We start from the raw sequence: 24,037 nt of genomic DNA on the forward strand, positions 1-24,037 counted from the left end.
ACTGAAAATTTGATTTGAAGGCAAGGTGGCGTTCCTTACTTAGGCAAAACAATACAAAAAAATGATAGTTTTTTATGGAAATATCTCTGGGGCGGCTGAGGTATTTTCCTATGATTTGTTACAAAATTATGAAGCGGCTTTGGTAACAATCATACAGTAATAAACATCTTAAAACTAAATTATGGCTCTGTTGTTGTCGGCGAACAACCGCAGATTCTAACATACTTTGAATCCTATAAAATTGTACAAGAATGTTTGCGGCATTGTACTTTTACGGATTCCTTAATTTTTTAATGATTATGTCTAATAATAAACCTCTTTAATATAAGCCAAAATCATGCCAAAATCATATTGCTGATGTATCACTTTTTTTTAACTTTTTAAACGTTTTTTTTTATTTCTTTGGTTTCTTCGCAAATTATAGAGCCTTACCCTATCTATCAATAGCATATAGTTGATTTATCAATCAACTATATGCTATTGATGTGTTTCATAAAATACTTTCAAACACTCCATTTTTTAACATACTCAACCCAACGGATGTAATCGTATCCAAAACAATTCGATACATCTAAGGTTTTAGTTATTCCGTAGTTTATTGAATCTTATCACATTCAATTCTTCCTCAAAATGTCACGACAATTTATTTCTTTTTTTTATATATTAGCCTGTCTATCATGTGCTAATACCGAACCATCTACGGTTATGCCTAGCACTTTACCCAATCCTATGAACAACCCTATTTTACCCAAAACTTTTTTAGCCCTTGGCGACTCCTATACCATTGGCGAAAGTGTACCCGAAAACGACCGTTGGAGCGTTCAGCTTATCAAGCTACTTAGCAGTGATTTTCAAATTACACAACACGATATTGTTGCTAGAACAGGCTGGACTACCGACGAATTGATGCTTGGGATTCAGTCCAGAAATTTGACAGGAACATACGACATGGTATCGCTATTGATTGGTGTTAATAACCAGTACCGAGGCCGTAGCTTGGAACAGTACCGAACACAGTTTAGAGAGCTGCTTGTTATTAGTACTCGTTTTGCAGGCAATAATGCCCAAAAAGTAATGGTTCTTTCGATTCCTGATTGGGGGGTAACGCCATTTGCTAGCACCTTGAACAGAAATAAGATTGCTGATGAAATAGACGCTTTTAATAGAGTTGCATTGGAAGAATGCCAAAAAATGGGTATTGTTTATATTGACATTACCCAAATATCACGCACACACAATGGCGACCCAAGTATGATAGCCTCTGACCAGTTGCATTTTTCGGGCAAAATGTATGCTTTGTGGGCAAGCCAAGCCTTGGATGCTGCCAAGGGGATTTTGAAAAAATAATTATCAACATAAGGCCGTAACATCAATAAATTACGGCCTTATGTTGGTAATGGCTACTGCCCTGTTAGCTCTGCAAAATAATCGGCATTAACGATGAGTGTTAGTGATATGCCAGCTACAACTCCTGATAGTATCAATGTCCAGTCATGTTTTTTGGCCTTGAATATTTCTAAAACGATAAAACTTACCATTAAGGCTATCAATACAATCAATAACTGCCCCACTTCTAAGCCTAAGTTAAATGCCAATAGGGGTTTCCAAAGACTCTCCTCTTTTCCGAGTAGGCTACGCAAATAGTTGGAGAAGCCCATTCCATGAATCAAACCAAACAACATTGCCATTGGATAACGTAGTTTAGACGATGCTTCTTTGGCTGTGCGGATGTCTGTTGATTTATGAAAAAAATTGAGAATACAGGTTAATACAATCGTTATGGGAATCAAAAATTCAATAACATCGGTACGATAGGTAATTAATTGTAGCGTAGCAAGAGCCAATGTAATCGAATGCCCAATCGTAAAAGCCGTTACTAAAACAGCTACTTTTTTCCAATCGCTTATTCTATAAACAGCACACAGAGCTATTACAAACAAAATATGGTCGTAGCCTTTAACATCGGTAATGTGTTGATAACCAAGCTGGAGGAATAATGAAAAATCAGACATGAGACAGTTATTAAATAAGATTAAATAGTTTGTTTGAGTATGAATATTAACCACAAATTTAATGCAATTTCCCTAACAAAGTAACGATGCGTTTTGAACACTATTGGCAAAAACAAAATCTTGAAAAATAATATACGCTATTGTTGCTCGATGCTGCATTGATTTTCCTCTAAATGTAGATGTTCATTGGTGTCGTAAAAAGTTTTTTATTCAAAGTGTTGATGGGTGTATCCATATTAAAAAAGCGATTTTTAGGACAAAAGCTACTACGTTTCGCCTCAAATGTTCATGTTTTAACCCCCGCTTGATTTATACTTTACAATCAATTAACAATCAAGTATTTACTACAAAAACCATCTATGATTTGCTGAGAAACTTCAGGAAAAAAGCTGATATTTATAACCTCTTAGCCAAGAGATAAAAGTTACTTTTGTGTATCAAATAAATCTCATATACAAACCATGAACAATATCCTTATTGCTACCGACTATTCAGAGAATGCCGAAAAAGCATTACAATATGCTATTTTGTTGGGTAAAGCTTACCAAGCAAAAATCTATATTATTCATACTTATTTGCCTCGCTTTGTAGAACCAGGCATATATGCCAATGCCGAAATCATGCAGCAGTCGCTCAACGAACAGCACGATGCCTACCAAGCCAAGCTTGTGCCTTTGGCCAATCAGGTAGAAGAGGCTGGCTTAGTATGTGAGGCTATCCTAGAATTGAATGATGTGGTATCGGGGGTATTCGATGCCATTGAGAAATACGATATTGATTTATTGGTAATGGGCAGAACAGGTTCGGGTGGTTTTCTTAACAAACTGATAGGTAGCAACGCTGCTCATATCACAGCCAAATCTAAAATTCCTGTATTAGCCATTCCTCATCAAGTAGAAAAAGTAGCTATTGAAAAAATCTTATATGCTACCCAATTAGAATTTGATGAAAACCATATTCTTTCACAAGTTTTTGAGATTGCACATAAGCTCAAGGCTGAAGTAAATCTTACCAAGGTAAACGCTTCTTTTGAACCTGATATTCAGTCAGACAAACAGTTTATCGACCAAATTAATACGGCTTTTGTCAAAGAAAACTTTGTGATTGATACTATCACGGCCGACAGCGTTACAGAAGGTGTTTTTAGGGCTGCTGCCACACATCAATCCGACCTCATTGTATTAGCGGCTCATCATCGTAATTTTTTGAGCCAACTAATAGATCCTAGCAAATCAAAGCAAGTTATTATTAGCTCACATTTGCCAGTTCTTACTTTTCAGTGCTAAAACATGAGTCGTCCCGAATTGAGTGAATAGCGATTGAGTAATTATTCTTTATGTATAATTTGCAGTAATAAAGACGTAAGATTTTGTGCCTAAAAATATGCGTCATCCCGCATTTTGGGATAATTGACAATAGAAACCTCTTGTTAGTATTTATTAAAAAATGTACATAATTGTTAGGCATTTATTGACTATTAATCAAAGAAGGCGGTCGAAATTAGTTTTTCGACCGCCTTCTTTATTCTAAATACTCGGGATGACACTATTTTGCTTGAATATGCTGCAAAAACTCCTCTATTGCTGTATAGATATATTGTAAGTCCTCTTCTGAAATACAATAAGGTGTCAATAAATAAATTACATTCCCAAGAGGACGCATAAGTATTCCTTTTTCCAAAAAGAAATTATAAGCTGTATCTCTGATATTACTAAAATACGACGTACCCTCCGACGTTTGAATTTCGATAGCCAAAATAGTACCTCTAATGCGTACATCAGCAATTGCCTTGCCATATTTTTCTTGCAAAACCTCTTTAAAACACTGATGGCTTTGATGAATCATCTGTATTTGAGCCTGTGTTTCGGGCAATAGCAACAAATCTAAACTAGCCAACGCAGCAGTACAAGCCAAAGGATTTGCCGTAAAACTATGGCTATGGAATAAAGTTTTTCGACGGTCGTCAGATAGAAATGCCTCAAAAATAGTCTGCGTACTCGAAGTTACACCTAAAGCCATTGCTCCACCCGTTAAGCCCTTCGACAAACAGAATATATCGGGTTTATGTTCGATATAATCGGTAGCAAACATCTTGCCTGTTCGCCCAAAACCCGTCATAATTTCATCGGCAATAGTCAATACTCCATGGGCTTTGGCCAAAGCAATTAGCTCGTTCAAAACACCTGGTTCATACATAACCATTCCGCCCGCCCCCTGAATCAAAGGCTCGAATACAAAGGCGGCAATTTCGTCGGCATTTTGCAAATATTCTTGCATAGCCTCCAAGGCCCTAGTTTCATGGCCTTTTGTGGGTACAGGCAAATACAAGGTTTCATACAAAAAAGGCTCGAAAGGAGCGTTAAATGCACTTTTAGCACCTACAGCCATAGTACCAAAGGTATCGCCGTGGTATCCATTGGCAAAGGCAATAATTTTGTTTTTCCGAGTATTCCCTTGGTTATGAAAAAACTGAATCGCCATTTTTAAGGCCACCTCCACAGCCGTAGATCCGTTGTCGGAATAAAATATTTTGGCCTGATTATTGGGTAAAATATCTAACAGCCGTTCGGCCAAACAAATAGCAGGTTCATGTGTAAACCCTGCAAAAATCACTTGTTCGAGTTGTAAAAACTGCTCGGCTACCTTTTGAGCAATATATGGATGAGCATGCCCATGTAAATTAACCCACCAAGAGGCAATTGCATCGATATAACGTTTGCCATTTTCATCAAACAAATACGCCCCTTGCCCTTTTACTACAGGAATAGAATAAGGTGCTGTATAATGCTGTGTAAAAGGATGCCACACAGATTTTGCATCACGCTCGCTCATGGAAGTAATCACAGGATTTTCCACGTTTTCTACGGGGTATTCCAAATGCTCATCAATAGAAAAATCTTTTTGCATAACAAGAAAAGTTATAGCCCATTGTCGGCTAAACTATTGGCTAGTTTCAAAACAGTTGCTTGGTCAATTTCGGCCTGTGAGGCTATTCTTCCCAAACACTTTACTTTTGCATAATTTAAAATAAAACTTTCGGTAGAAACATTACTAATACCATTGAAAATAATGCCTTCAATAGCAATATTTCTAGCCCGAAGTGCCTCTATAGAAAGAAGCGTGTGATTAATACTTCCCAAATAATTTTTGGAAACCAAAACAACAGGCAAACCTAATTTTTGTACTAAATCTATTACCAAAGTATTGTCATTGAGAGGTACCATCAATCCACCTGCCAACTCTACTATCAAATTATTGTTGGTTTGAGGCAAATTAATCTGGGCTAATTCTATAGTGATACCGTCGAGAGCCGCAGCAGCATGAGGCGACAATGGTTCGTTGAGGCGATATGCTTCTGGGAAAAAAACAGATTTCTTATTACTAATTAAACTTTTTACTACGTCTGTATCAGAAAACTCTAACCCTCCCGACTGAATAGGCTTCCAGTAATCTGCTTGCAGAGCCTCCACCAATATACTTGAAATAAAAGTTTTACCAATTTCAGTTCCTATTCCTGCTACAATCAATTGTTTTTTCATAAATATTTAGTTAATGGTATGTTCCTATTAATTTGGATGTGCCAGCCGAATACATTTTTTACAAACAAAACATACTTAAATAGATATGCCTGTTTATGTCCAAAAGCTGAATATGTAAAGTACAAATGAGGTTGAGTTACTAATATCAACAATTATATGGTACACAATTGTTTAATTTTAAGGCTCGCTCTTACTTATATTGAACGAATAATGTCGAAAATCTTTTCTATTTCCTCCTCTGTATTGTACTGATGAATACAAATACGTAAACGCTCTTTTCCTTTTGGCACTGTTGGCGACACAATAGGCCGAATATCGAGGCCATTGGCTTGTAAAGTTGCAGCTACCGCTCGGCAATGTTGATTACCCGGTACCACAATACATTGAATAGCCGACCAGCTATCTATGGTTTCATAGTTGCCAAGTGTTTCAGCTTTTTGTTTAAAAAATTTAATTAATTCATGAAGGCGTTTGTTGGTAAAATCGCCAGAAGCAAGAAGGTCATACGCACATTTTATGCTAACATGCGTATGTAATGGAGCAGCCGTTGTATAAATAAACGACCTTGCAAAATTGATTAAATAATCTCGTAATAAACGACTTCCCAATACCACCGCACCATGACAGCCAAGGGCCTTGCCAAAGGTTACGATTCGGGCAAAAACTTGTTTTTCGAGATTGAGTTCATTGACTAATCCCCAACCATTTTTGCCAAAAACACCCGTAGCATGAGCTTCATCTACTATTAGCAGAGCCTTGTATTGCTCACAAATTTGGGCTATTTCAGCTAAATGGGCCGTATCACCGTCCATAGAATACACCGATTCTACAGCTACAAAAATACGAGCATCAGCAGCCTGACTGAGGCAGTTTTTTATTTTTTTCTCTAAATCGTCAATATTGTTATGAGCAAACTTATAGCGGGTAGCATAACTCAGGCGGGCACCATCAATCATACTAGCATGAATAAGCTCGTCGGTAATCAAATAATCACCCTTTTGTGGAATACTTGCCAAAACACCCACATTGGCATCGTATCCTGAATTAAATATAAGTCCAGCCTCGGTTTTATGAAAAGCCGCAATACTTTGTTCGAGGCTTTCGGTATAGGCATAATTGCCCGCCAATAATCGTGAACCTGTAGCACCAATCAAATGCAGACCGTCGGCAACTAGCTTGTTGGTTTCTTGTTGGATACGCTCTTCCAGATTTTGGGAACGGGCAAAACCCAAATAATCATTAGAACAAAAATCTATTAAGCTATTGGCTGTTCTAAGAGAACGAAAAAGCGATTGGTCTTTTCGTTTTTGTAATATTTCTAGAAAAAAAGTATCGAGCTTATTCACAGTATCAACCTATTCTGTATAACTTTTTGTTTTGTTAATAACCACAAATATAACAACAAAACCTGATGGATACGGTGCAAAGCTAGTTATTACCTTTGGCTATGAAGATAATAATAGAAATGGTCATTATCTTTTTGGAAGCCCAGTTTGTCATAAAGAGCCTGAGCCTTTACATTTTCGACATCTGTTTTTAGGGTAAGCCAGCACGCCCCCGACTGAAGTGTATATTGATAGGCCGCCTCTACTAGCAAAGATGCAACTCCTCCTTTTCTAAAATCGGCCGAAACAAATAAATCATTTAGCAACCATACCCGTTGTAGCTTGAGGGTAGAAAACAAAGGGTACAACTGTGTAAAACCCGCTACACGATTCGAGGCTTCGTCTATGGCCAACAAAATAACGGAATCGTTCTGTCGTAGTCTTTCTTGTAAAAACTGGTGAGTGGCAAGCTCGTTGGCTTCTTGCCCAAAATGAGTTCGATAAGCTATTAATACAGGCGTAATAATATCAAGATGCTCAAAAGTTGCTTGAATAATCTTCATAAAAATGATAAAATTTTGAAAAAAATGAAATAAAGCGATGTCATACTCATTGAATACGCCCTTAAAGTTATTAGTATTCCAACAAACATCTTCGCTTAATAGTATTTATTCTACTTTGAAGTACACCATTGGATTATTCGTAATAATTTTTTCTTTTTTTTCACTTTCCTTGTTGATTATTCCATTAATATGTAATAACTTTGCCCTCAATAGGTGTAGAACTATTTACTAGGCTTGCTCAAGTGGTTTCCGCTTGAGCAACTTTTTTTTATAGGATTACAACAAAAAAGACCTTGTCGGTGTGCTGACAAGGTCTTTTTTGTTAACTCAAATACTTGGTGTCATTATTAGTTTTTGGCACCTTGTACTGCTGCACCTGCTTGCTTTTGTTGTTGCATTGGGTTGGGTTGTGCAGGGCGTTGAGCTTTAAATACCTGAAAACGAGAAGGTTGCTCTGGCTCACGAGGAAAGGCATTATCCTCAGTATCAATATCAGCAATTTCTAAGAATGGGTCAAGTACCCATTTAGCTACTTTTTTGTCGGTAGGAATTACTTTTTTCACTTCTTTGTCGTTCAAACGCCAGATTTCTGCTGGAATTCTTACTACTTCGTTTGTTCCGTCTTCAAACACCATTTTGATAATTACAGGCATTGGTAGCCCTCCTTTATTTTTTAGGTTTACCACATAGAAGTTTTTATTGCTTTGTACCAAGTTTTTCTCTTCGTCCGAAAGCCCTGCGGTAGCTTGTTCAAAACGCTTTTTATCAGCTTCTGAAGTAGCATAACGGTCGTAACTGTTATAGAAATCACGCATATCGGGGTTAGCTTCTACGACAGTTTGAGGAATATCTTTTTTGTTGCGGATATTGCTCATGGTTTGGCGTTTTGCTTCGGCATCTGCTTTTGCTTTTTCGTTTTTCTTTTCTGGAGAAAGGTTATCGATGCCAAACCATTCTACATTTTCGATCGATTGGTTTACAGGCTCAACACCATAGAACCAACCACGCCAGAACCAGTCCAAATCTACGCCAGAGGCATCTTCCATAGTACGGAAGAAATCAGCAGGATAAGGTTGTTTGAAAGCCCAACGGCGAGCATATTCTTTGAAAGCAGCATCAAATAATTCACGACCCATTACCGTTTCACGCAAGATATTCAAGGCTGTAGCAGGCTTGGCATAAGCATTAGGCCCAAAAGCCATAATATTGTCAGAGCTACTCATAATTGGTACTTGCTGAGTAGGGTCTGTTTTCATATAAGGAACAATATACTGAGCTTCGCCACGGCGAGAAGGGAAATCTCTGTCCCATTCTTGTTCGGCCAAATATTGACAGAAAGTATTCAACCCTTCGTCCATCCAAGACCACTGACGTTCGTCAGAATTGATAATCATTGGGAAGAAGTTGTGGCCCACCTCATGAATAATTACGCCAATCATCCCAGCCTTTGTTGCTTCAGAATATGTACCATCAGCCTCTGGACGGCCACCATTGAACGAAATCATTGGGTATTCCATACCTCCACCCGATGTAGCGTGACAAGAATATGCTACAGGGTAAGGATACGCAACGGTATGTTTTGAATATGAACGCAAAGTATGTGCAACCACCATTGTTGAGTATTGTCCCCAAAGAGGATTCCCTTCTTTTGGATACAACGACATAGCCCATACTTTTTTACCTTCTACATCTACTTGCATAGCATCCCAAATAAATTTACGAGAACTAGCAAAAGCGAAGTCACGTACGTTGTCGGCTTTATAAATCCACGTTTTTTTACCCGTAGGTTTACCTTTTTCTGCTTGTTCGGCTTCAGCTTGTGACACAATCAACACTGGTCGAGTAGCAGTTTTTGCTTTCTCCATGCGTTTTTGTTGTTCGGCCGAAAGTACCTGTGTAGGGTTTTGTAACTCACCCGAAGCACCAACTACGTGGTCGTTGGGTACAGTAATAGCAACTTTGTAGTTACCGAAGTTCAACGTAAATTCACCTTGACCAAGGAACTGCTTGTGTTGCCAGCCATAAACATCGTTGTACACAGCCATACGAGGAAACCAGTGAGCGATAAAATAGTTGGCATTACCATCCTTTGCATAAAACTCATAACCAGAGCGACCATAATATTCGGTAATCAAGTAATTCCAATCAATAGCAAACGAAACACTACCACCAGCCTTTACAGGTGTTGGCAAATCGATACGCATCATGGTATTATTGATAGTGTATTTTAGAGGAGCCCCCTTACTATCACGTACTGAAGTAATATTGTAGCCATATTTTTTGGGGTCGGTCAAGTTTTTGAACTGAGCCGTACTAGCCTGAGGGCCAATACCACCTGTTTTGGTAGTATTTCCGATAGCATCTTCCTTAAATAGGTTTTGGTCTAACTGTAGCCAAAGGTAGGGCAATTCATCTGGCGAATTGTTGTAATATGTTACTGTTTCAGAGCCCGTAATTTTGCGAGCAATATCATCTAATTCTACCTTAATATCATAATCTGCTCGTTGTTGGAAATAATCCTTACCCGGAGCACCTGATGCGGTACGATAGGTATTGGGCGTTGGGAGTTCTGTACCCAATTGTTCAAAACGCTTGTTGCCATTGTAAGGGTTTGCTTGTTGTGCCAAACTACTAGCATTACAAAAAGCAACCAAGCCAGAAAAAATCAACAGTATTTTTTTCATGTTCGATTTGTTGGTGAAAAATTGTTTTTGACGAAATTAACAAAAAAACTGTTTTATACAGTTGGTTTTTGTATGCTATTTGGCTGGCAAAGTCAGGAATTGAGCGAATTGAGTAGATTTCTGGTAGACTTCCAAACTATAATGTACCATTTTTGTAGGCTTTGAAAAAAGCAAGGGCAACTTCTTGTTCATTTCTTGGTAGATTTGAAATGGCAAGCTTATGGAAATTGTCTGCACTTTCCATGACGAACCATCTCAGTAAAGTAAATGTCCTTTTCTCGTCTGTTTTATGACTATCCAATTTTTGAAATAATTCTTTCATCTCTTCTCTAAACATTTCTTTGGATATGCTCCCTTTAGAAAGCTTTGCAAATATCTTTTTGATTTCAGTATTTACATAGTTATTTATGTAGTCTAACCTATTTAACAAAAGAGGTTGTCGATTAAGATTACAAATACCAATCGCTTTATCACCTCTACCTCCTATTCCATCAATCCCTATTATAGAAACCCCGTTTTTATTAGCATCAATCTCAAATGCTAGAAATTCTTTCGGCTCATCTATTTCTGGATGAAGTAAAAAAGGGGCTTCTTTTGAGTTGAGATAGGCAGCTTTTACTTTTACAGGGTTAATTTTCTGATTATTGGTTAGACAATCAGCATGAGTCAGGTGTTTGTTACTTACAGGAAATTGAGTTCCTTTACTTCCTCCAATTTTATTACATTCATGGCAAGCTGGTAGTAAATTACTCCATTCATAGCATAACCAATAATATCCGCCATGTCTTGAACCTTGTACGTTCCCCTTCGGGCGGTAATGTTCTATGTATATTAGAGTTCGTTCTTCACAATAAGCACATTTCCCATGATATATTTCAGCTAACTTTTCTACAACTTCATCTCCTTTGCTTCCATCTGTTTTAAGATATTTCCCTCTATAAATGTCAGATTTTATCAAGCTGTTATCTTTTGTATCAATAATATTTTGTAAACTGTCTATAGCCTCTTTACTTACTAATGATGCAGGTATATTATTTAAGTCTTTAACTACTTTCCGCATAATTATTTTTCTTTTAATAGGTCTAACAGTTCTTGCTTTCTATCATCTGTCAAAAATTCATCTATTTGCTTATCTAACTGGTCATGAAACAAAACTTCTTTGTAAGTATCCTCTCACCTGTCAAAAAAATCCATTGTGTATCCAATGGGATATTCTCGACTTTCGTGTCTATGATACCTTTGTAATTTTTTATATGAAAGGATTTTAGTGCTATTGGAGGCATATTGGTCGGTTGTTTATCTGTTATAAACGACAAAAACTATCTTTTTACTATACACAAATGTAATCATAAAAACCGCTAATCGCCATAAGTCTACACAAAACAAAAAGCCCAATACAACCAGTGTATTGGGCTAAAAAGTGTTTTTGGATAAGCTTATAAATTACCCATTTTCATTTGTTTTACGGCATAATCTACTGCCCTAGCAGTAAGTGCCATATAAGTCAAAGATGGATTTTGGGTTGAGGTAGATGTCATAGACGCACCATCGGTTACAAATACATTTTTACAAGCATGTACCTGATTCCATTTATTCAAAATCGACGTTTTAGGGTCTTTACCCATTCTTGCCCCACCCATTTCATGAATATCCAAACCAGCAGCCTGTTTTGAATCGCTGAATTTGATGTTAGTAAAACCAGCTTTGGTGAACATCTCGGTCATTTGTTCTTGATAATCTTTCACCATTTTCTCATCGTTATCGTCATAACCTACAGCAATTCTCAACTGAGGAATACCGAATGGATCTTTGAGGCTTTTATCCAGAGCTACATAATTTGATTCCTTCGGAATTGTTTCGCCCATCATGTGCGAGCCCACGCTCCAGCCTCCACGCGTTACTTTTCCTAAATTGGCTTTCAAATCTTCACCAATACCATCATTGCTACGGTACTCGATACGATTAGCACCAAAGCCCGCTGCATACCCCCGTAAAAAGTCTGTTTCTTGTTTATAAACATTTCTAAAGCGAGGGATATAACCGCTATTTGGACGACGGCCGTCGGTAGTGGAGTCGAGCATACCGTCGTATTCTCCCGAAATTCGGGCACGATAATTATGAAAAGCTACATATTTACCCAAAACACCGCTATCATTACCAAGACCATTTTGGAAACGATTAGACGTTGAATTAAGTAAAATTAAATTAGTATTAAGAGCCGCCGCATTTACAAAAATGATACGAGCATAATATTCAATCATTTCGTGTGTATTGGCATCTACCACACGAACTCCGACGGCTTTCCCTTTTTTATCGTCATAAATAATAGAATGTACAACAGAATGCGGGCGAAGAGTCATTTTGCCAGTTTTCATAGCCCAAGGAATAGTAGATGAATTACTACTAAAATAACCTCCAAATGGACAGCCTCTTTCACAAATAGTACGATGCTGGCATTGTCCACGGCCTTGTTGCAGGTGAATAGGCTTTGGCTGGGTAATATGTGCAGCCCGTCCTATAATAAAGTGACGGTCATTATAATTTTTGGCAACTTGTTGTTTAAAATATTTTTCTACACAAGTCATTTCGTGAGGAGGCAAAAACTCACCATCTGGCAAGGTATCTAACCCGTCTTTATTGCCCGAAATACCTGCAAACTTTTCGACATAACTATACCAAGGTGCTAAGTCCTTATAACGAATAGGCCAATCTACGGCAAAACCGTCACGAGCTGGGCCCTCAAAGTCGAAGTCACTCCAACGCTGTGTTTGGCGAGCCCAAAGCAACGACTTTCCACCTACTTGGTAGCCCCGAATCCAATCAAAAGGCTTTTCTTGAATATAAGGGTGTTCTTTATCTTTGGCAAAAAACTGTGTTGTTCCTTCATAAAAAGCATAACATTTACTTACTATGGGGTTTTCTTGTTTTACATCGAAGGGTAATTGGCCTCGGTGTTCAAACTCCCATGGTTGCATCATCGTAGTAGGGTAATCTACCACATGGCGTACATCTCGTCCACGTTCCAGCACTAATGTTTTCAGGCCCTTGCCTGTTAGTTCTTTGGCAGCCCAGCCACCACTAATACCCGAACCTACCACAATGGCATCGAACGTCCGAGCTTTGGCACTATCTATATTGAAGTTACTCATTTCGGTAGTATATAATTAATTTTTTTGGATAGTTTTCTGAAAATATCACAGAAGGCAATACCCTCCTAGCAACGTACAAACTTATTAGCCTTTTACTGGCACACAGCCATAAAAATGCCCCGGTACCATTTCGTAATGAGTAATATTGGTCATTACATATTCAGAATTAAGGTAACCTCGAATAGTCAAGCCTTTTACCAAACCATAAAACTCTTTCTTGTCGTGGTCGGTACTTGTTTCGTAGCCTTTGAGTAGCTCGATACGCTGCGGTGTTGTTAGGCTAGCAAAAGGTTTACTAAAGCTTTTGCTAGCAGTAGCTTCTATACTTGCAAGTCCTTTGGCAAAATTGTCTTGTACAGTTTTGCTGTAACAGTCGGCTATCACTTTTTGGATAAATTGGTCGATACCCAATGCTTTAGCTCCTGGCGTATCAGTAGCAGGAATAATCGTTTCAACGATTTCGGTCAATAACCCACTTGCATTGGCTGATAATAAAGTATTGGGTACAATGGTATTTTTTGACCACCCGTTGGCCCAATCAGGCAGAGCTACTAGCCCTCCTAGCATCATTGCCATATTCTTTAAGGCACTACGTCTTTCCATTCGATTATGGGGTTTATAATTTTATCAAATGCTATTGAAATTGTATTTTTATGAGAATTCTCTTTTGAAAAAAAATTACTTAAAAAAAGCTTCTTTTAGGTATATCAAACCAATACCAGATAGTACTATAATACTATTTTATCTTAAAAGCTGGTAAAAAAATATTAGCGACTTATTATACCAAGGTCTAATTCACAAATTACACATTTTCGGTTAAATTTCTATCCTTCTTAACACGTACTAAATACGAGTCATTTATGGTTTTACTAAGCCTACTACTTGAATAGAATACTAATTTTCGTTATATTCAATACAATTTTAGCTTAGCTAAACCAGTGAACCCATTACCGAGAAAGATGCTAAAATTTCTCAAACAAAAAAACGTACACTTGGTTACAGCAATAACAGAAGTTGGTTTCATTCAAAATTGTTTTATATCATGGCACATGCAAATGCAGAATTAATTCATGCACTTCGCCGTACGGCACAAAAGTTGGCGGGTGGCACAGCGTATCAATGGGGACACATGGGTAGTTGTAATTGTGGAAATTTGGCTCAGGAATTAACACAGCTTACCAAAGCCGAAATTCACCAATTTGCTATGCAAGGCAGAGGAGATTGGCGTGAACAAGTAGAAGAATACTGTCCAACGAGCGGTTTACCGATGGATTTATTGATTGCAGATATGCTCAATCATGGCTTAACTACCACCGATTTACAAAACCTAGAGCGTTTGAGCGATAAACGTATTTTGGCACGTATTCCATTAGAGCGTCGCAATCGCCTGAAGCATAACAATCGTGAAGATGTGGTGTTGTACATGACACAATGGGCTAATATGCTTGAAGAAGAACTTTTGCCACATATCAAATTGGATTTATCATTTATGGCCCAACCCGCACTCATAACAACATAATCAATTGTTCGATAGCCTTTCCGTTTGTGGATAGGCTATTTTAATTTTTCCCAAAACTCATCTACTTTTTCGGGCGAAATACCTGCTATAATACCGCCACGTAGATTTAGGTAGCCTCCATCGCTTTTTACAAACTCTAGGGTTTCGTGAAGGTTGATAATATACGACTTGTGACAGCGAAAAAAATAGGGAATATGCCATAATACTTCTTCAAAGTGCTTGAGGTTGCGGCTAGCCAAAATCTTGCTCCCGTCTAATAGATGTATTTCGCTGTACGACCCTTCGCCTTTAATCATCACAATTTCGGCTGGATTAAGCAACTTATAATTTTGCCCATTAGGCACAACAATTCTTTTTTCCTCCCATGTTTTGGCTACATTCAAGTTTTGTTGTAGGGCTTTTAATTGCTGATTTTGGTTATGTTCTTGTTTTCTGGTAAAACGCCCAACAGCTTCTACCAGTTGGGTATGCTGAATAGGCTTGAGCAGGTAATCAATGGCCGAGAATTTGAAGGCTTGAAGGGCATATTCGTTATAGGCAGTAGTAAAAATAATACCAAAATCGACTTCGTCTTCATCAAAAAAATCTAACAATTCTAAGCCGCTATGACCAGGCATTTCTATATCTAAAAAAATCAAATTGGGTTTATATTTTTTGATGGCTTTGATGCCCGACGGCAGGTCGCTGCACTGAGCGTCTATTTGAACATTGGGGCAATATTGCTCAATAATGGCATTCAGTAGAACTCTAGCTTTAGGTTCGTCGTCGATAATAATACTTTTTAAGATAATGCTCATAGGATTTCAGAATAAGTCTGTAATAAAGGTAGTAAAGTAAGATTTTAGTACCATTTAATGTTTTAGGAAATACCTTTTTTACTTGACCAAAACATTGGCCGATGACTTCATCAATGGGATTCTGATATTGACAAGCGTACCCATTGCCTCGCCCAAATTATTTTGTTTGTCAATAATTTCCATCATAATGCTATATTTTGCCCCTTGGTTCAGAATCTCCAAACGCTTTTGATTGGCCGAAATAGCAAAGCTTTCGTGTTTTTTCTCCTTTAACTTTTTCAACTCGCCCGAGCGTTTTCGGCCTATTCCGTTGTCTTCAATAATCACAAGCAAACAATCTATTTCTTTTCTAAAACGAAGCAATACTTGCCTATTATCACGTTTGTGTAACAGTCCATGTTTGATTGCATTTTCGACATAAGGCTGAATCAGCATCGGGGGAATATACACAAAGTCGGGTTGTAGATCGGGGTCTATTTCGATGGTATAGGACAGTAAATCTTCAAAGCGGATTTTTTCTAAATCGAGGTATAGGGTTAGCGACTTAATTTCTTCGCTCAGTGGTACGCTATCTTTATTACTCATATCTAGGATACGCCGAGTAAGCTCGCTAAATTTCCCTAAATACACTGAAGCATTTTCCTTGTCGTTGGTATAAATATATGCCTGAATAGTATTGAGTGCATTGAACAAAAAATGGGGATTCATCTGGCTTCTAATGCTTGTCAATATACTTTGTTTTACGGCTTGTTCTAACTGTAGTTTGTCGGCAATCAACTGATTTTTTTGCTTAATATCATTGATTCTCCATTGAAAATAGCTGTAAATAATGACGGTCAAAAGTATCAAAACCAGTCCAATAAACCAGCCCTGCCAATAAAAAGGAGCATTGATCCGAAACTGAAGTTCGAGGGGTTGTTTGGTCATCAAACCATCTTCGTTAAATACCCTAATTTGGAGGCGATAGCTCCCAAACGACAATGACGGAAAGCTCAGCATTCGAGACTGAGCAGGCAAACTCAGCCATTTTCCTTCATTGATACGATAGTTGATTTTTAGCTCGTCTTCACTTTTAAAACTTAGCACCGAGAAATAAATACCAATACTATTTTGGTCAGCATTCAGCTCTAATGGGCCATTATAATCTCTGAGCTGGTCGTTGACCGTAAATTTAGTAAGCGATATTAACGGCCTTGTTGTATTGCGTATCGGAATGTGCTTATCAAATACCGCAAGCCCATCGGTTGTAGCCAAAAACACTTGTTGTTTTCCAACAGCAATATCCTTTATTTCGGCACGAGGAAGGCCATCGATACTACTATAATTCATTGTCCGCCCAGTTGGTAAATGATATGCTTGTAGCATTCCTTCTTCCAAGAGCCACAGAGTTTGTTGGTCTTTTTTAAAACGATAAATTGTATTACTAGCCAAACCATCTTTCCGAGAAATCTGTCTTATTACTTTTTGGTTTTGCAATATCAAAAGCCCCTCACTAAAGGTACTCACATAAGTATTGTGGCCTTCGGTTATAATTTGAGAGCCGTAAATATGGCTACCTCTGTTCGTAATAAAGCCTTGTCCTTTGGGCGAAAAATACGCAACACCCATAATAGTCGCCACATACAAAGTGGTATCGGAGGCACTAAAAGCCACATACCTCGACCTACTTTGTACAGCACTCTGAGTAAGAGCATAAAGGCTATTGGCAGCTATATAGGATTCGTGCTTGGTATTTTGTAACCAGCGTGGTACTGCCATTTTTTGAGATGAACGATTCAGCAGATACACCCCTCCAGAATAAGCTACAGCATATAAATTTTCTTGAATTTTGGTAATACTCTTAGCCGCCATTTCAAGGATATTGTTTACGCCATAGTGGCGATTAAGCAACACCAATCTATTACTACAAAACATAAGTTCGTGGCTAGCTTCGTCTTCAAAAATAGAGATTATTTCATGATTGGAGGCCTTGTCATTAAACAGTACTTGAAATTGGCGTTGCTTACCAAAGGTTAACAACTTTTGTGTTTCAGTGCCAATCAAAACCCCTTCGCCTTGCTGGTAGTCGGCTAGGGCGGTTAATTCTAACTGTTGGTACTGGTACAGCCTAAAGCTGATATTAGGCACAAAAAAAATGCCTCTGTTGAGAGTAGCAAACCAATAACACCCCTCACGATCTTTCATCAATTTGCTAATACTAACTCCTTCAAAAAAACAAAAACCCCCATATTTGGGCTTGAAGTCATGGTCAAAGCAATAGGCACCACTCGATGTCAAAACCCAAATTTCATCAGCTAATGTTACAACATCTTGAACGAAGATATTAGGTTTTAGTACCTCGACAGGCCGCCCCCCATGCAATAGCCGCCTAATATAAGGGTAATGATTTTTACTAATTCCATAAACTTCTTTAGAGGTAGCGGTAATAAAAAATGAGTTGTAGGTATTTAAAGGCATAAATGTTCCTTTAACACCATCGGTTTTGTATAAGCCATTGGCACAAAGGGCTAACAAATGGTTGTTAGAAGCACTAATTCCCCAATTAAAATAGTCCTTGATTTTAATTTTCTTTATTTTCTTCGTTTGTAAATCAAATATTCGCAAAGTATCGGCAATACAACTCATTAGTTGCTGGGTATTGATAATAGCCGAAGGCATAAAACCACCTTTCCATATCAAAGATGGCTCTTGAATAAGTCTATCGTGACAAGTATAATAAAAGTTTCCTGCAAAATCTTGACAATAAATAACATTCTGATACTCTATCAAATTGAACAACGAACGCCCCTGCTTGGCTATGCTTTCATAATGCACAAAGCTTTTGCCATCGTAACGGCTCAGCCCTTTGTCGTGAGCTACCCAGACAAAGCCTTTTTTATCTTGCAAAACACTATATATCGTATTGCTAGAAAGGCCATTCAGGTTGTTGATAACTCTATATACAGGGTTTTGTGCCTGTACCCACAAGCACGAGCAAAGTACTAGCAATATTATGTAATATCGAATGGTATTCATATTGTTGGGAATAAAGCTGTTTAAACTTTTGTAACTAACCTATAAATTAGCCTGCGAGAAAAATTTCTTGCTTCTGAGTAGTATTTCTGGAGGTTTGACCCTATTTGAGTAACCTTATTAACTTCTCATTAATTTAAACAGCTTCAATATATAAAAACAAAAGAAGGTCTCCAATGAAACCTTCTTTTACAAAATTCTAACACACTCATTAGCTTTATGCTTGATATACGCTGCATACCTATTTTTGTTTTTTACAAAACCTAGAAATAGGATTGGCCAACCCCAAGAAAGTTGGCTTTATCAAATACGCACATGAGACTTACCTTGTACTTACAATGGTAACAAATCGCCGACAAATTTTTGTATGAGAATTTATCAAAACCTATTTTGCCTCGACCAAAGCACCATTTGGCTATATCCACACCGTTTTTTGTTCTTTGGTAATAGCCCAATGTATCGATATTAGCGAAACTGTCCTTTTTCTGTATTTTTGTATCAAACTTATTTGAGCAAATGTTACAAAATTATCCTCTCCAAATCGACCTTTTTGCAATAATCATCCTCTTGGGTATTGTTCAGGGTTTCTTTTTGGCATTTTTCTTTATTTTTATACCTAAAGGCAATATCATTGCACACCGCTATTTAGGGCTTTTTTTGTTGGCTGTTTCGTTATGTACCCTCGAAGTACTGTTATGCTATACCAACTATATGTTTAAAACACTCCGTTGGGTTGATTTTGCCGAGCCGCTTAATTTTGTTATTGCTCCGTTTGTTTTTTTATATGTCAAAAGCTATCTATCCGAAAAATTTTCAACTACCGATTTACTGCATTTTATTCCTTTTGTTTGCTATTTGGCAGGCATGATTTACTATATCTATCATTTACCTGTCGAATACCGCTATAATTCGTATCTCGATGCGTACCATCCCGAGCTAACGTTTATCAAGGACTCTACGAGGGAATATGGCTGGTTTTTTAGTATTCGAGAATATGTCAATGTTTTGATGTTTTGGCAAATGCTTTTGTATGTTTGTTTAGGGTTTGTATTACTACAAAGGGCCTTTCATCAGGAGCAACTTTCATTATGGTCACGACAAAATCAAAAGCTTAGTTGGTGTCGAACACAGTTACTTTCATTTGCCTCCATTGTATTGATATATCTTATTATTAAGCTTACATTTCCAAGCGATTTGGGCGACCATATTCTTTCGGCACATATTACCTTGGTGATATACACTATTAGTTTTTCGGTTATTCGTCAATCTGTTTTCTTTACCGAAAACCCCACTAAGCCCCTAAGAAAGTATGAAAAGTCGTCATTGACTAACGAAATACAAGACCAAACCCTAGAACGCCTCAACAGCCTAATCGAGCAAGAGAAACCCTATTTGACCGATGTATTTTCCTTGCCTTGGCTTGCCCAAAGGCTATCGGTGTCGCCTCATCATTTATCTCAGATTTTGAATGAAAGTTTGGGACAAAGCTTTTTTGACTATACTGCACAACTTCGTATATCGGAAGCTAAGAAACTACTTCGTTCACCCGAAAAATCCCATCTCAAAATCGAAGAAATTGCCGAGCAAGTAGGCTATAATTCAAAATCTGCGTTTAATACAGCTTTCAAAAAAATTGTTGGGCAAACACCCTCTCAATTTAGGAATTCAGCGTAGGGTTTTGTACTTCCCTATAAAAACGAACGTCTACTTTATCGGCAGAGTTGTGTTATGGGCTATGGCTGTTTTAGTTTTGGGCTATTAATCATTATTTCCTATTACTATGACAACAACTCAGACAACCTCCAGTAAAGACCCCCTACCAACTCGCCAATATTATATCGACTGGATTCGGGTATTGGCTTTTTGTATCCTTATTTTTTTCCATACAGGCATGTTCTTTGTAAAATGGGGATGGCACGTTAAAAACAACGAAATTAGTTCGGCTATCGAAATACCTATGGAATGGCTACACCAATGGCGACTACCTCTGTTATTCTTTATTTCAGGCGTTGGGGTAAGTTTTGCTATGAAATCGCGGTCGGGGTTTCAGTTTATTGGCGAGCGTACCCAACGACTATTTATCCCTTTGATATTCGGTATTTTTGTAATAGTACCTCCTCAAATTTATTTTGAACGCTTACAAAGACATCAGTTTGAGGGTTCTTACTGGCAATTTTACCCAAAAGTATTCGAGTTTGTACCTTATCCCGAAGGTAATTTCTCGTGGCATCACCTTTGGTTTGTGGTGTATTTATGGGTCTTTTCGGTAATATGTACGCCCTTTTTTTCTTGGGTTAAAAATCATGGGCATCGCTTTATTACGGCACTTCATGGATGGATAAATACGCCTATTGGTCTGCTTTCTCTAAGCTTTTTCCCAATGCTATCTTATTGGACATTACACCAACACTGGAGAGTAACCAACAACCTCATTGCCGACTGGTATAATTTCACCCTTTCAATTACGCTATTTTTGTTGGGCTATCTCATTGGCAAAAGCCCCCAAAGTTGGAATCTGATGGAAAAATACCGAGTCCAGTATGCCTTTATTGGTCTGTTTATTACTGTTTTTAGATTTTCTTACGATACTATCTATGGGGGTATTCCCGAAACCACCATAGCCGTTTTGGGTATGAATGGCGTTCTTACTATGGTCGATTTATGGGCTACTATTTTGGCTATCGGAGGTTTTGCCAAACACTATCTAAACTTTAATAACCAGTTTGTGGCTTATGGCAACCAAGCGGTATACCCTTTTTATATTTTGCATCAAACCATCACTGTAGCACTGGGATATTACATGGCCAACTTAGCCCTAAACCTCTGGTTCAAGTTTGTGATTATAGCATTTGGTACATTTTTTATAACATGGGGCATCTACCATTTTTTGATTCGTCCTATAGGTTTGTTTCGCTTTTTGTTTGGCGTAAAAAAGCAATAACCACTCATCTGGCTATAGTACCGTTTATCCAGTAAGTACAGTATCTTACCTAAGCACAAAAAGGCTCAGAATCAGTTTTCACAAAAATTCTGTATTTTCGTGAAAACATCTTTTTCACCAACAAATTCACTATGAAGAAACTTAGCTTTTTTGCGTTTCTGGTTGGGCAATGTTCAATACTGTTTGCCCAAAACCCCTATAATGGAAACGACCGCTTTGAACAAATGGGAACATTATTGCCAACACCCAATACATACCGTGCTGCTTCGGGTGCTCCGGGCAAAGACTACTGGCAAAACCGTGCCGACTATGATATTAAAGCTGAATTAGACGACCAAAAACAGCGTATATCAGGTACAGAAGTGATTACTTACAAAAACTTTTCGCCCGATGAATTGCGTTATCTTTGGTTGCAACTAGACCAAAATAACTTTAAAAAAGGAGGAATTGCCCAAACTACCCAAACGTCGTCGTTGACTGATAAAGCCACCAGTTTTGGTCGCCTTAATGCTGCTGCTGGTGTTTTGAACAACAAAGAATACGGTTATAATATTGCAGCCGTAAAAGACGTAAAAGGGGCTCCGCTTCAGTACACTATCAACGAAACGATGATGCGTGTTGACTTGCCTATTGCTTTGAAACCAGGACAAAGCATAAGCTTTCAGGTAGACTGGAGCTTCAATATTACCGATGCCGTGGCTACTCGTGCTAGAAGTGGCTACGAGTTGTTTCCAAAAGATGGTAATTATGTTTATGAAATTGCACAGTGGTTTCCTCGCATGTGTGTCTATGACGATGTAAATGGTTGGCAACACAAGCAATTTTTAGGGCAGGGTGAATTTACGGTTCCTTTTGGTGACTATAAAGTGGCCTTAACCATGCCAAACGACTTTGTGGTATTAGGTACTGGCGAATTACAAAATCCAGCACAGGTGCTTTCGGCTACTCAAATCAAACGTCTGGAGCAAGCCAAAGGAGCAAAACGCCCTGTACTTATTGTTTCACAAGCAGAGGCCGAACAAGCCGAAAAAGGAAAACCTACAGGTAAAAAAACATGGATCTTCAAAGCCGACAACGTGCGTGACTTCGCCTTTGCTGGTTCTCGCAAATTTATTTGGGATGCTATGCAAGTTGAAGTTGAAGGCAAAAAAGTATGGGCTATGTCGGCATATCCCAAAGAAGCTAATCCACTTTGGGGACAGTACTCGACGATGTTGGTTGCACATACATTGGTATCATATTCAAAAAGAACTATTCCTTATCCATATCCTGTAGCCCAGTCGATTCATGGCCCTGTGGGTGGTATGGAATACCCTATGATTTGCTTTAATGGGGCTCGTCCAGAAGCTGATGGGACGTATTCGGAAGGCACTAAAAACTTCTTGATTGAAGTGGTTATTCATGAGGTGGGTCATAATTTCTTCCCAATGATTGTCAACTCTGACGAACGTCAATGGTCTTGGATGGACGAGGGTATCAATTCTTTCTGCGAGCAGTTGGCCGAGAAAGAATGGGATAGAAACTTTGAAACGTCGTATGGCGAACCTCAAGATATTGTAACTTATATGCGTACCGACAAGTCGCAACAAGTACCTATTATGGCTAGCTCCGACAATATCATGGCTTTTGGGGCAAACGCTTATGCCAAGCCTGCTACAGCCTTGAATATCTTGCGTGAAACGGTAATGGGTCGTGAATTATTTGATGCTGCTTTCAAAGAATATGCTCGCCGTTGGGCATTTAAACATCCAACACCTCAAGATTTCTTCCGTACTATGGAAGATGCCTCTGGCGTAGATTTGGACTGGTTCTGGCGTGGTTGGTTTTATGGTGTCGAGCCTGTTGACCAATCGATCGAAAATGTAGAATGGTTTGGCATCGATAACCTTTCTCCAGAAAAGAAAAACGAAAAAGCAAAAGCAGATGCCGAAGCAAAACGCCAAACCATGAGCAATATCCGCAACAAAAAAGATATTCCTCAAACTGTCGTAGAAGCTAACCCCGATATGCGTGATTTCTATAACAGTTATGACCGTTATACTACTTCAGAAGCTGATAAAAAGCGTTTTGAACAAGCTACCGCAGGGCTTTCGGACGAAGAGAAAAACTTGGTACAAAGCAATAAAAACTTCTATGTAGTAAATTTGAAAAATGTAGGAGGATTGCCAATGCCTGTAATTATCAAAATGGTGTTTGAAGACGGAACAAACGAAGTAGTAAGAATTCCAGCAGAAATCTGGCGTTTGAACGACAAAGAAGTGAAAAAAGTAATTCCTACCGACAAAAAAGTAGCCAAATGGATTCTTGATCCATTCTATGAAATTGCCGATATTGATACCAAAAGTAACTTCTTCCCTCGTGAACCAGAGCAACCTACACGCTTTCAGGTATTCAAACAGCAACAACGCTCACAGCCCAACCCAATGCAACAACAAAAGCAAGCAGGTGCAGCAGTACAAGGTGCTAAAAACTAATCCCTATAACTGAGCCTACCCT

The 24,037-nt window shown here is 38.3% G+C and carries 17 protein-coding genes; 6 read left to right on the forward strand and 11 right to left on the reverse strand.

Annotated features, from left to right (window positions below; translation table 11 throughout):
- Positions 1 to 630 precede the first annotated feature (630 nt).
- Positions 631 to 1,347 (forward strand): SGNH/GDSL hydrolase family protein, encoded by a 717-nt coding sequence (locus FLEMA_RS69880; RefSeq protein ID WP_218918537.1) that lies wholly within the window; start codon positions 631 to 633, stop codon positions 1,345 to 1,347.
- Positions 1,348 to 1,400: 53 nt separating this feature from the next.
- Here the strand turns inward: FLEMA_RS69880 and FLEMA_RS0124575 are convergent, their stop codons facing one another.
- A complete protein-coding gene (locus FLEMA_RS0124575) occupies positions 1,401 to 2,012 on the reverse strand; it encodes a HupE/UreJ family protein (RefSeq protein WP_026996115.1) in 612 nt (203 codons plus the stop codon).
- Between the two features lie 461 nt (positions 2,013 to 2,473).
- Here FLEMA_RS0124575 and FLEMA_RS69885 point away from each other — a divergent pair, with 461 nt between their 5' ends.
- Positions 2,474 to 3,298 (forward strand): universal stress protein, encoded by an 825-nt coding sequence (locus FLEMA_RS69885; RefSeq protein ID WP_044171932.1) that lies wholly within the window; start codon positions 2,474 to 2,476, stop codon positions 3,296 to 3,298.
- 259 nt (positions 3,299 to 3,557) lie between these two features.
- Here FLEMA_RS69885 and bioA read toward each other — a convergent pair whose 3' ends face one another.
- From bioA to FLEMA_RS0124705, 8 genes are all read right to left on the reverse strand, one after another.
- The gene (bioA, locus tag FLEMA_RS69890) at positions 3,558 to 4,919 is read right to left on the reverse strand and encodes an adenosylmethionine--8-amino-7-oxononanoate transaminase (RefSeq protein WP_144080112.1); all 1,362 of its coding nucleotides are present in this window, start codon (positions 4,917 to 4,919) and stop codon (positions 3,558 to 3,560) included.
- A gap of 11 nt (positions 4,920 to 4,930) precedes the next feature.
- On the reverse strand, positions 4,931 to 5,551 hold the full coding sequence (gene bioD, locus FLEMA_RS0124630; protein ID WP_026996116.1) for a dethiobiotin synthase: 621 nt from the start codon (positions 5,549 to 5,551) through the stop codon (positions 4,931 to 4,933).
- A gap of 194 nt (positions 5,552 to 5,745) precedes the next feature.
- A complete protein-coding gene (locus FLEMA_RS0124640; protein ID WP_026996117.1) occupies positions 5,746 to 6,897 on the reverse strand; it encodes an aminotransferase class I/II-fold pyridoxal phosphate-dependent enzyme in 1,152 nt (383 codons plus the stop codon).
- A gap of 89 nt (positions 6,898 to 6,986) precedes the next feature.
- On the reverse strand, positions 6,987 to 7,439 hold the full coding sequence (locus FLEMA_RS0124650; RefSeq protein ID WP_026996118.1) for a GNAT family N-acetyltransferase: 453 nt from the start codon (positions 7,437 to 7,439) through the stop codon (positions 6,987 to 6,989).
- 347 nt (positions 7,440 to 7,786) lie between these two features.
- A complete protein-coding gene (locus FLEMA_RS0124670; RefSeq protein ID WP_026997813.1) occupies positions 7,787 to 10,123 on the reverse strand; it encodes a M1 family metallopeptidase in 2,337 nt (778 codons plus the stop codon).
- Between the two features lie 136 nt (positions 10,124 to 10,259).
- Complete coding sequence (locus FLEMA_RS0124680) at positions 10,260 to 11,183, reverse strand: HNH endonuclease family protein (protein ID WP_026996119.1); 924 nt, start codon at positions 11,181 to 11,183, stop codon at positions 10,260 to 10,262.
- 376 nt (positions 11,184 to 11,559) lie between these two features.
- Entirely contained in the window at positions 11,560 to 13,272 is a 1,713-nt protein-coding gene (locus tag FLEMA_RS0124695) for a GMC oxidoreductase (protein WP_026997814.1), read from the reverse strand.
- A gap of 84 nt (positions 13,273 to 13,356) precedes the next feature.
- Positions 13,357 to 13,875 (reverse strand): gluconate 2-dehydrogenase subunit 3 family protein, encoded by a 519-nt coding sequence (locus tag FLEMA_RS0124705; protein WP_229359446.1) that lies wholly within the window; start codon positions 13,873 to 13,875, stop codon positions 13,357 to 13,359.
- A gap of 439 nt (positions 13,876 to 14,314) precedes the next feature.
- Between FLEMA_RS0124705 and FLEMA_RS69895 the strand changes: the two genes are divergently transcribed.
- Entirely contained in the window at positions 14,315 to 14,791 is a 477-nt protein-coding gene (locus FLEMA_RS69895) for a hypothetical protein (protein WP_044171933.1), read from the forward strand.
- A gap of 35 nt (positions 14,792 to 14,826) precedes the next feature.
- Here FLEMA_RS69895 and FLEMA_RS0124745 read toward each other — a convergent pair whose 3' ends face one another.
- Together FLEMA_RS0124745 and FLEMA_RS0124755 are read right to left on the reverse strand one after the other, a co-directional pair.
- Positions 14,827 to 15,588, reverse strand: a complete 762-nt coding sequence (locus tag FLEMA_RS0124745; protein ID WP_044171934.1) for a LytR/AlgR family response regulator transcription factor — start codon at positions 15,586 to 15,588, stop codon at positions 14,827 to 14,829.
- A gap of 78 nt (positions 15,589 to 15,666) precedes the next feature.
- On the reverse strand, positions 15,667 to 18,603 hold the full coding sequence (locus FLEMA_RS0124755; RefSeq protein WP_026996120.1) for a sensor histidine kinase: 2,937 nt from the start codon (positions 18,601 to 18,603) through the stop codon (positions 15,667 to 15,669).
- Positions 18,604 to 19,116: 513 nt separating this feature from the next.
- On the opposite strand from FLEMA_RS0124755, the gene FLEMA_RS69900 reads away from it, so the two are divergent.
- From FLEMA_RS69900 to FLEMA_RS69910, 3 genes are all read left to right on the forward strand, one after another.
- Complete coding sequence (locus FLEMA_RS69900) at positions 19,117 to 20,274, forward strand: helix-turn-helix domain-containing protein (protein ID WP_044171936.1); 1,158 nt, start codon at positions 19,117 to 19,119, stop codon at positions 20,272 to 20,274.
- A gap of 106 nt (positions 20,275 to 20,380) precedes the next feature.
- Positions 20,381 to 21,541: an acyltransferase family protein gene (locus tag FLEMA_RS69905; protein ID WP_044171937.1), complete on the forward strand. Its 1,161-nt coding sequence runs from the start codon at positions 20,381 to 20,383 to the stop codon at positions 21,539 to 21,541.
- A gap of 131 nt (positions 21,542 to 21,672) precedes the next feature.
- Positions 21,673 to 24,015: a M1 family metallopeptidase gene (locus FLEMA_RS69910; RefSeq protein ID WP_044171938.1), complete on the forward strand. Its 2,343-nt coding sequence runs from the start codon at positions 21,673 to 21,675 to the stop codon at positions 24,013 to 24,015.
- The last annotated feature ends 22 nt before the right edge of the window (positions 24,016 to 24,037 follow it).

The organism is Flectobacillus major DSM 103, from assembly GCF_000427405.1.
Lineage (GTDB): Bacteria > Bacteroidota > Bacteroidia > Cytophagales > Spirosomataceae > Flectobacillus > Flectobacillus major.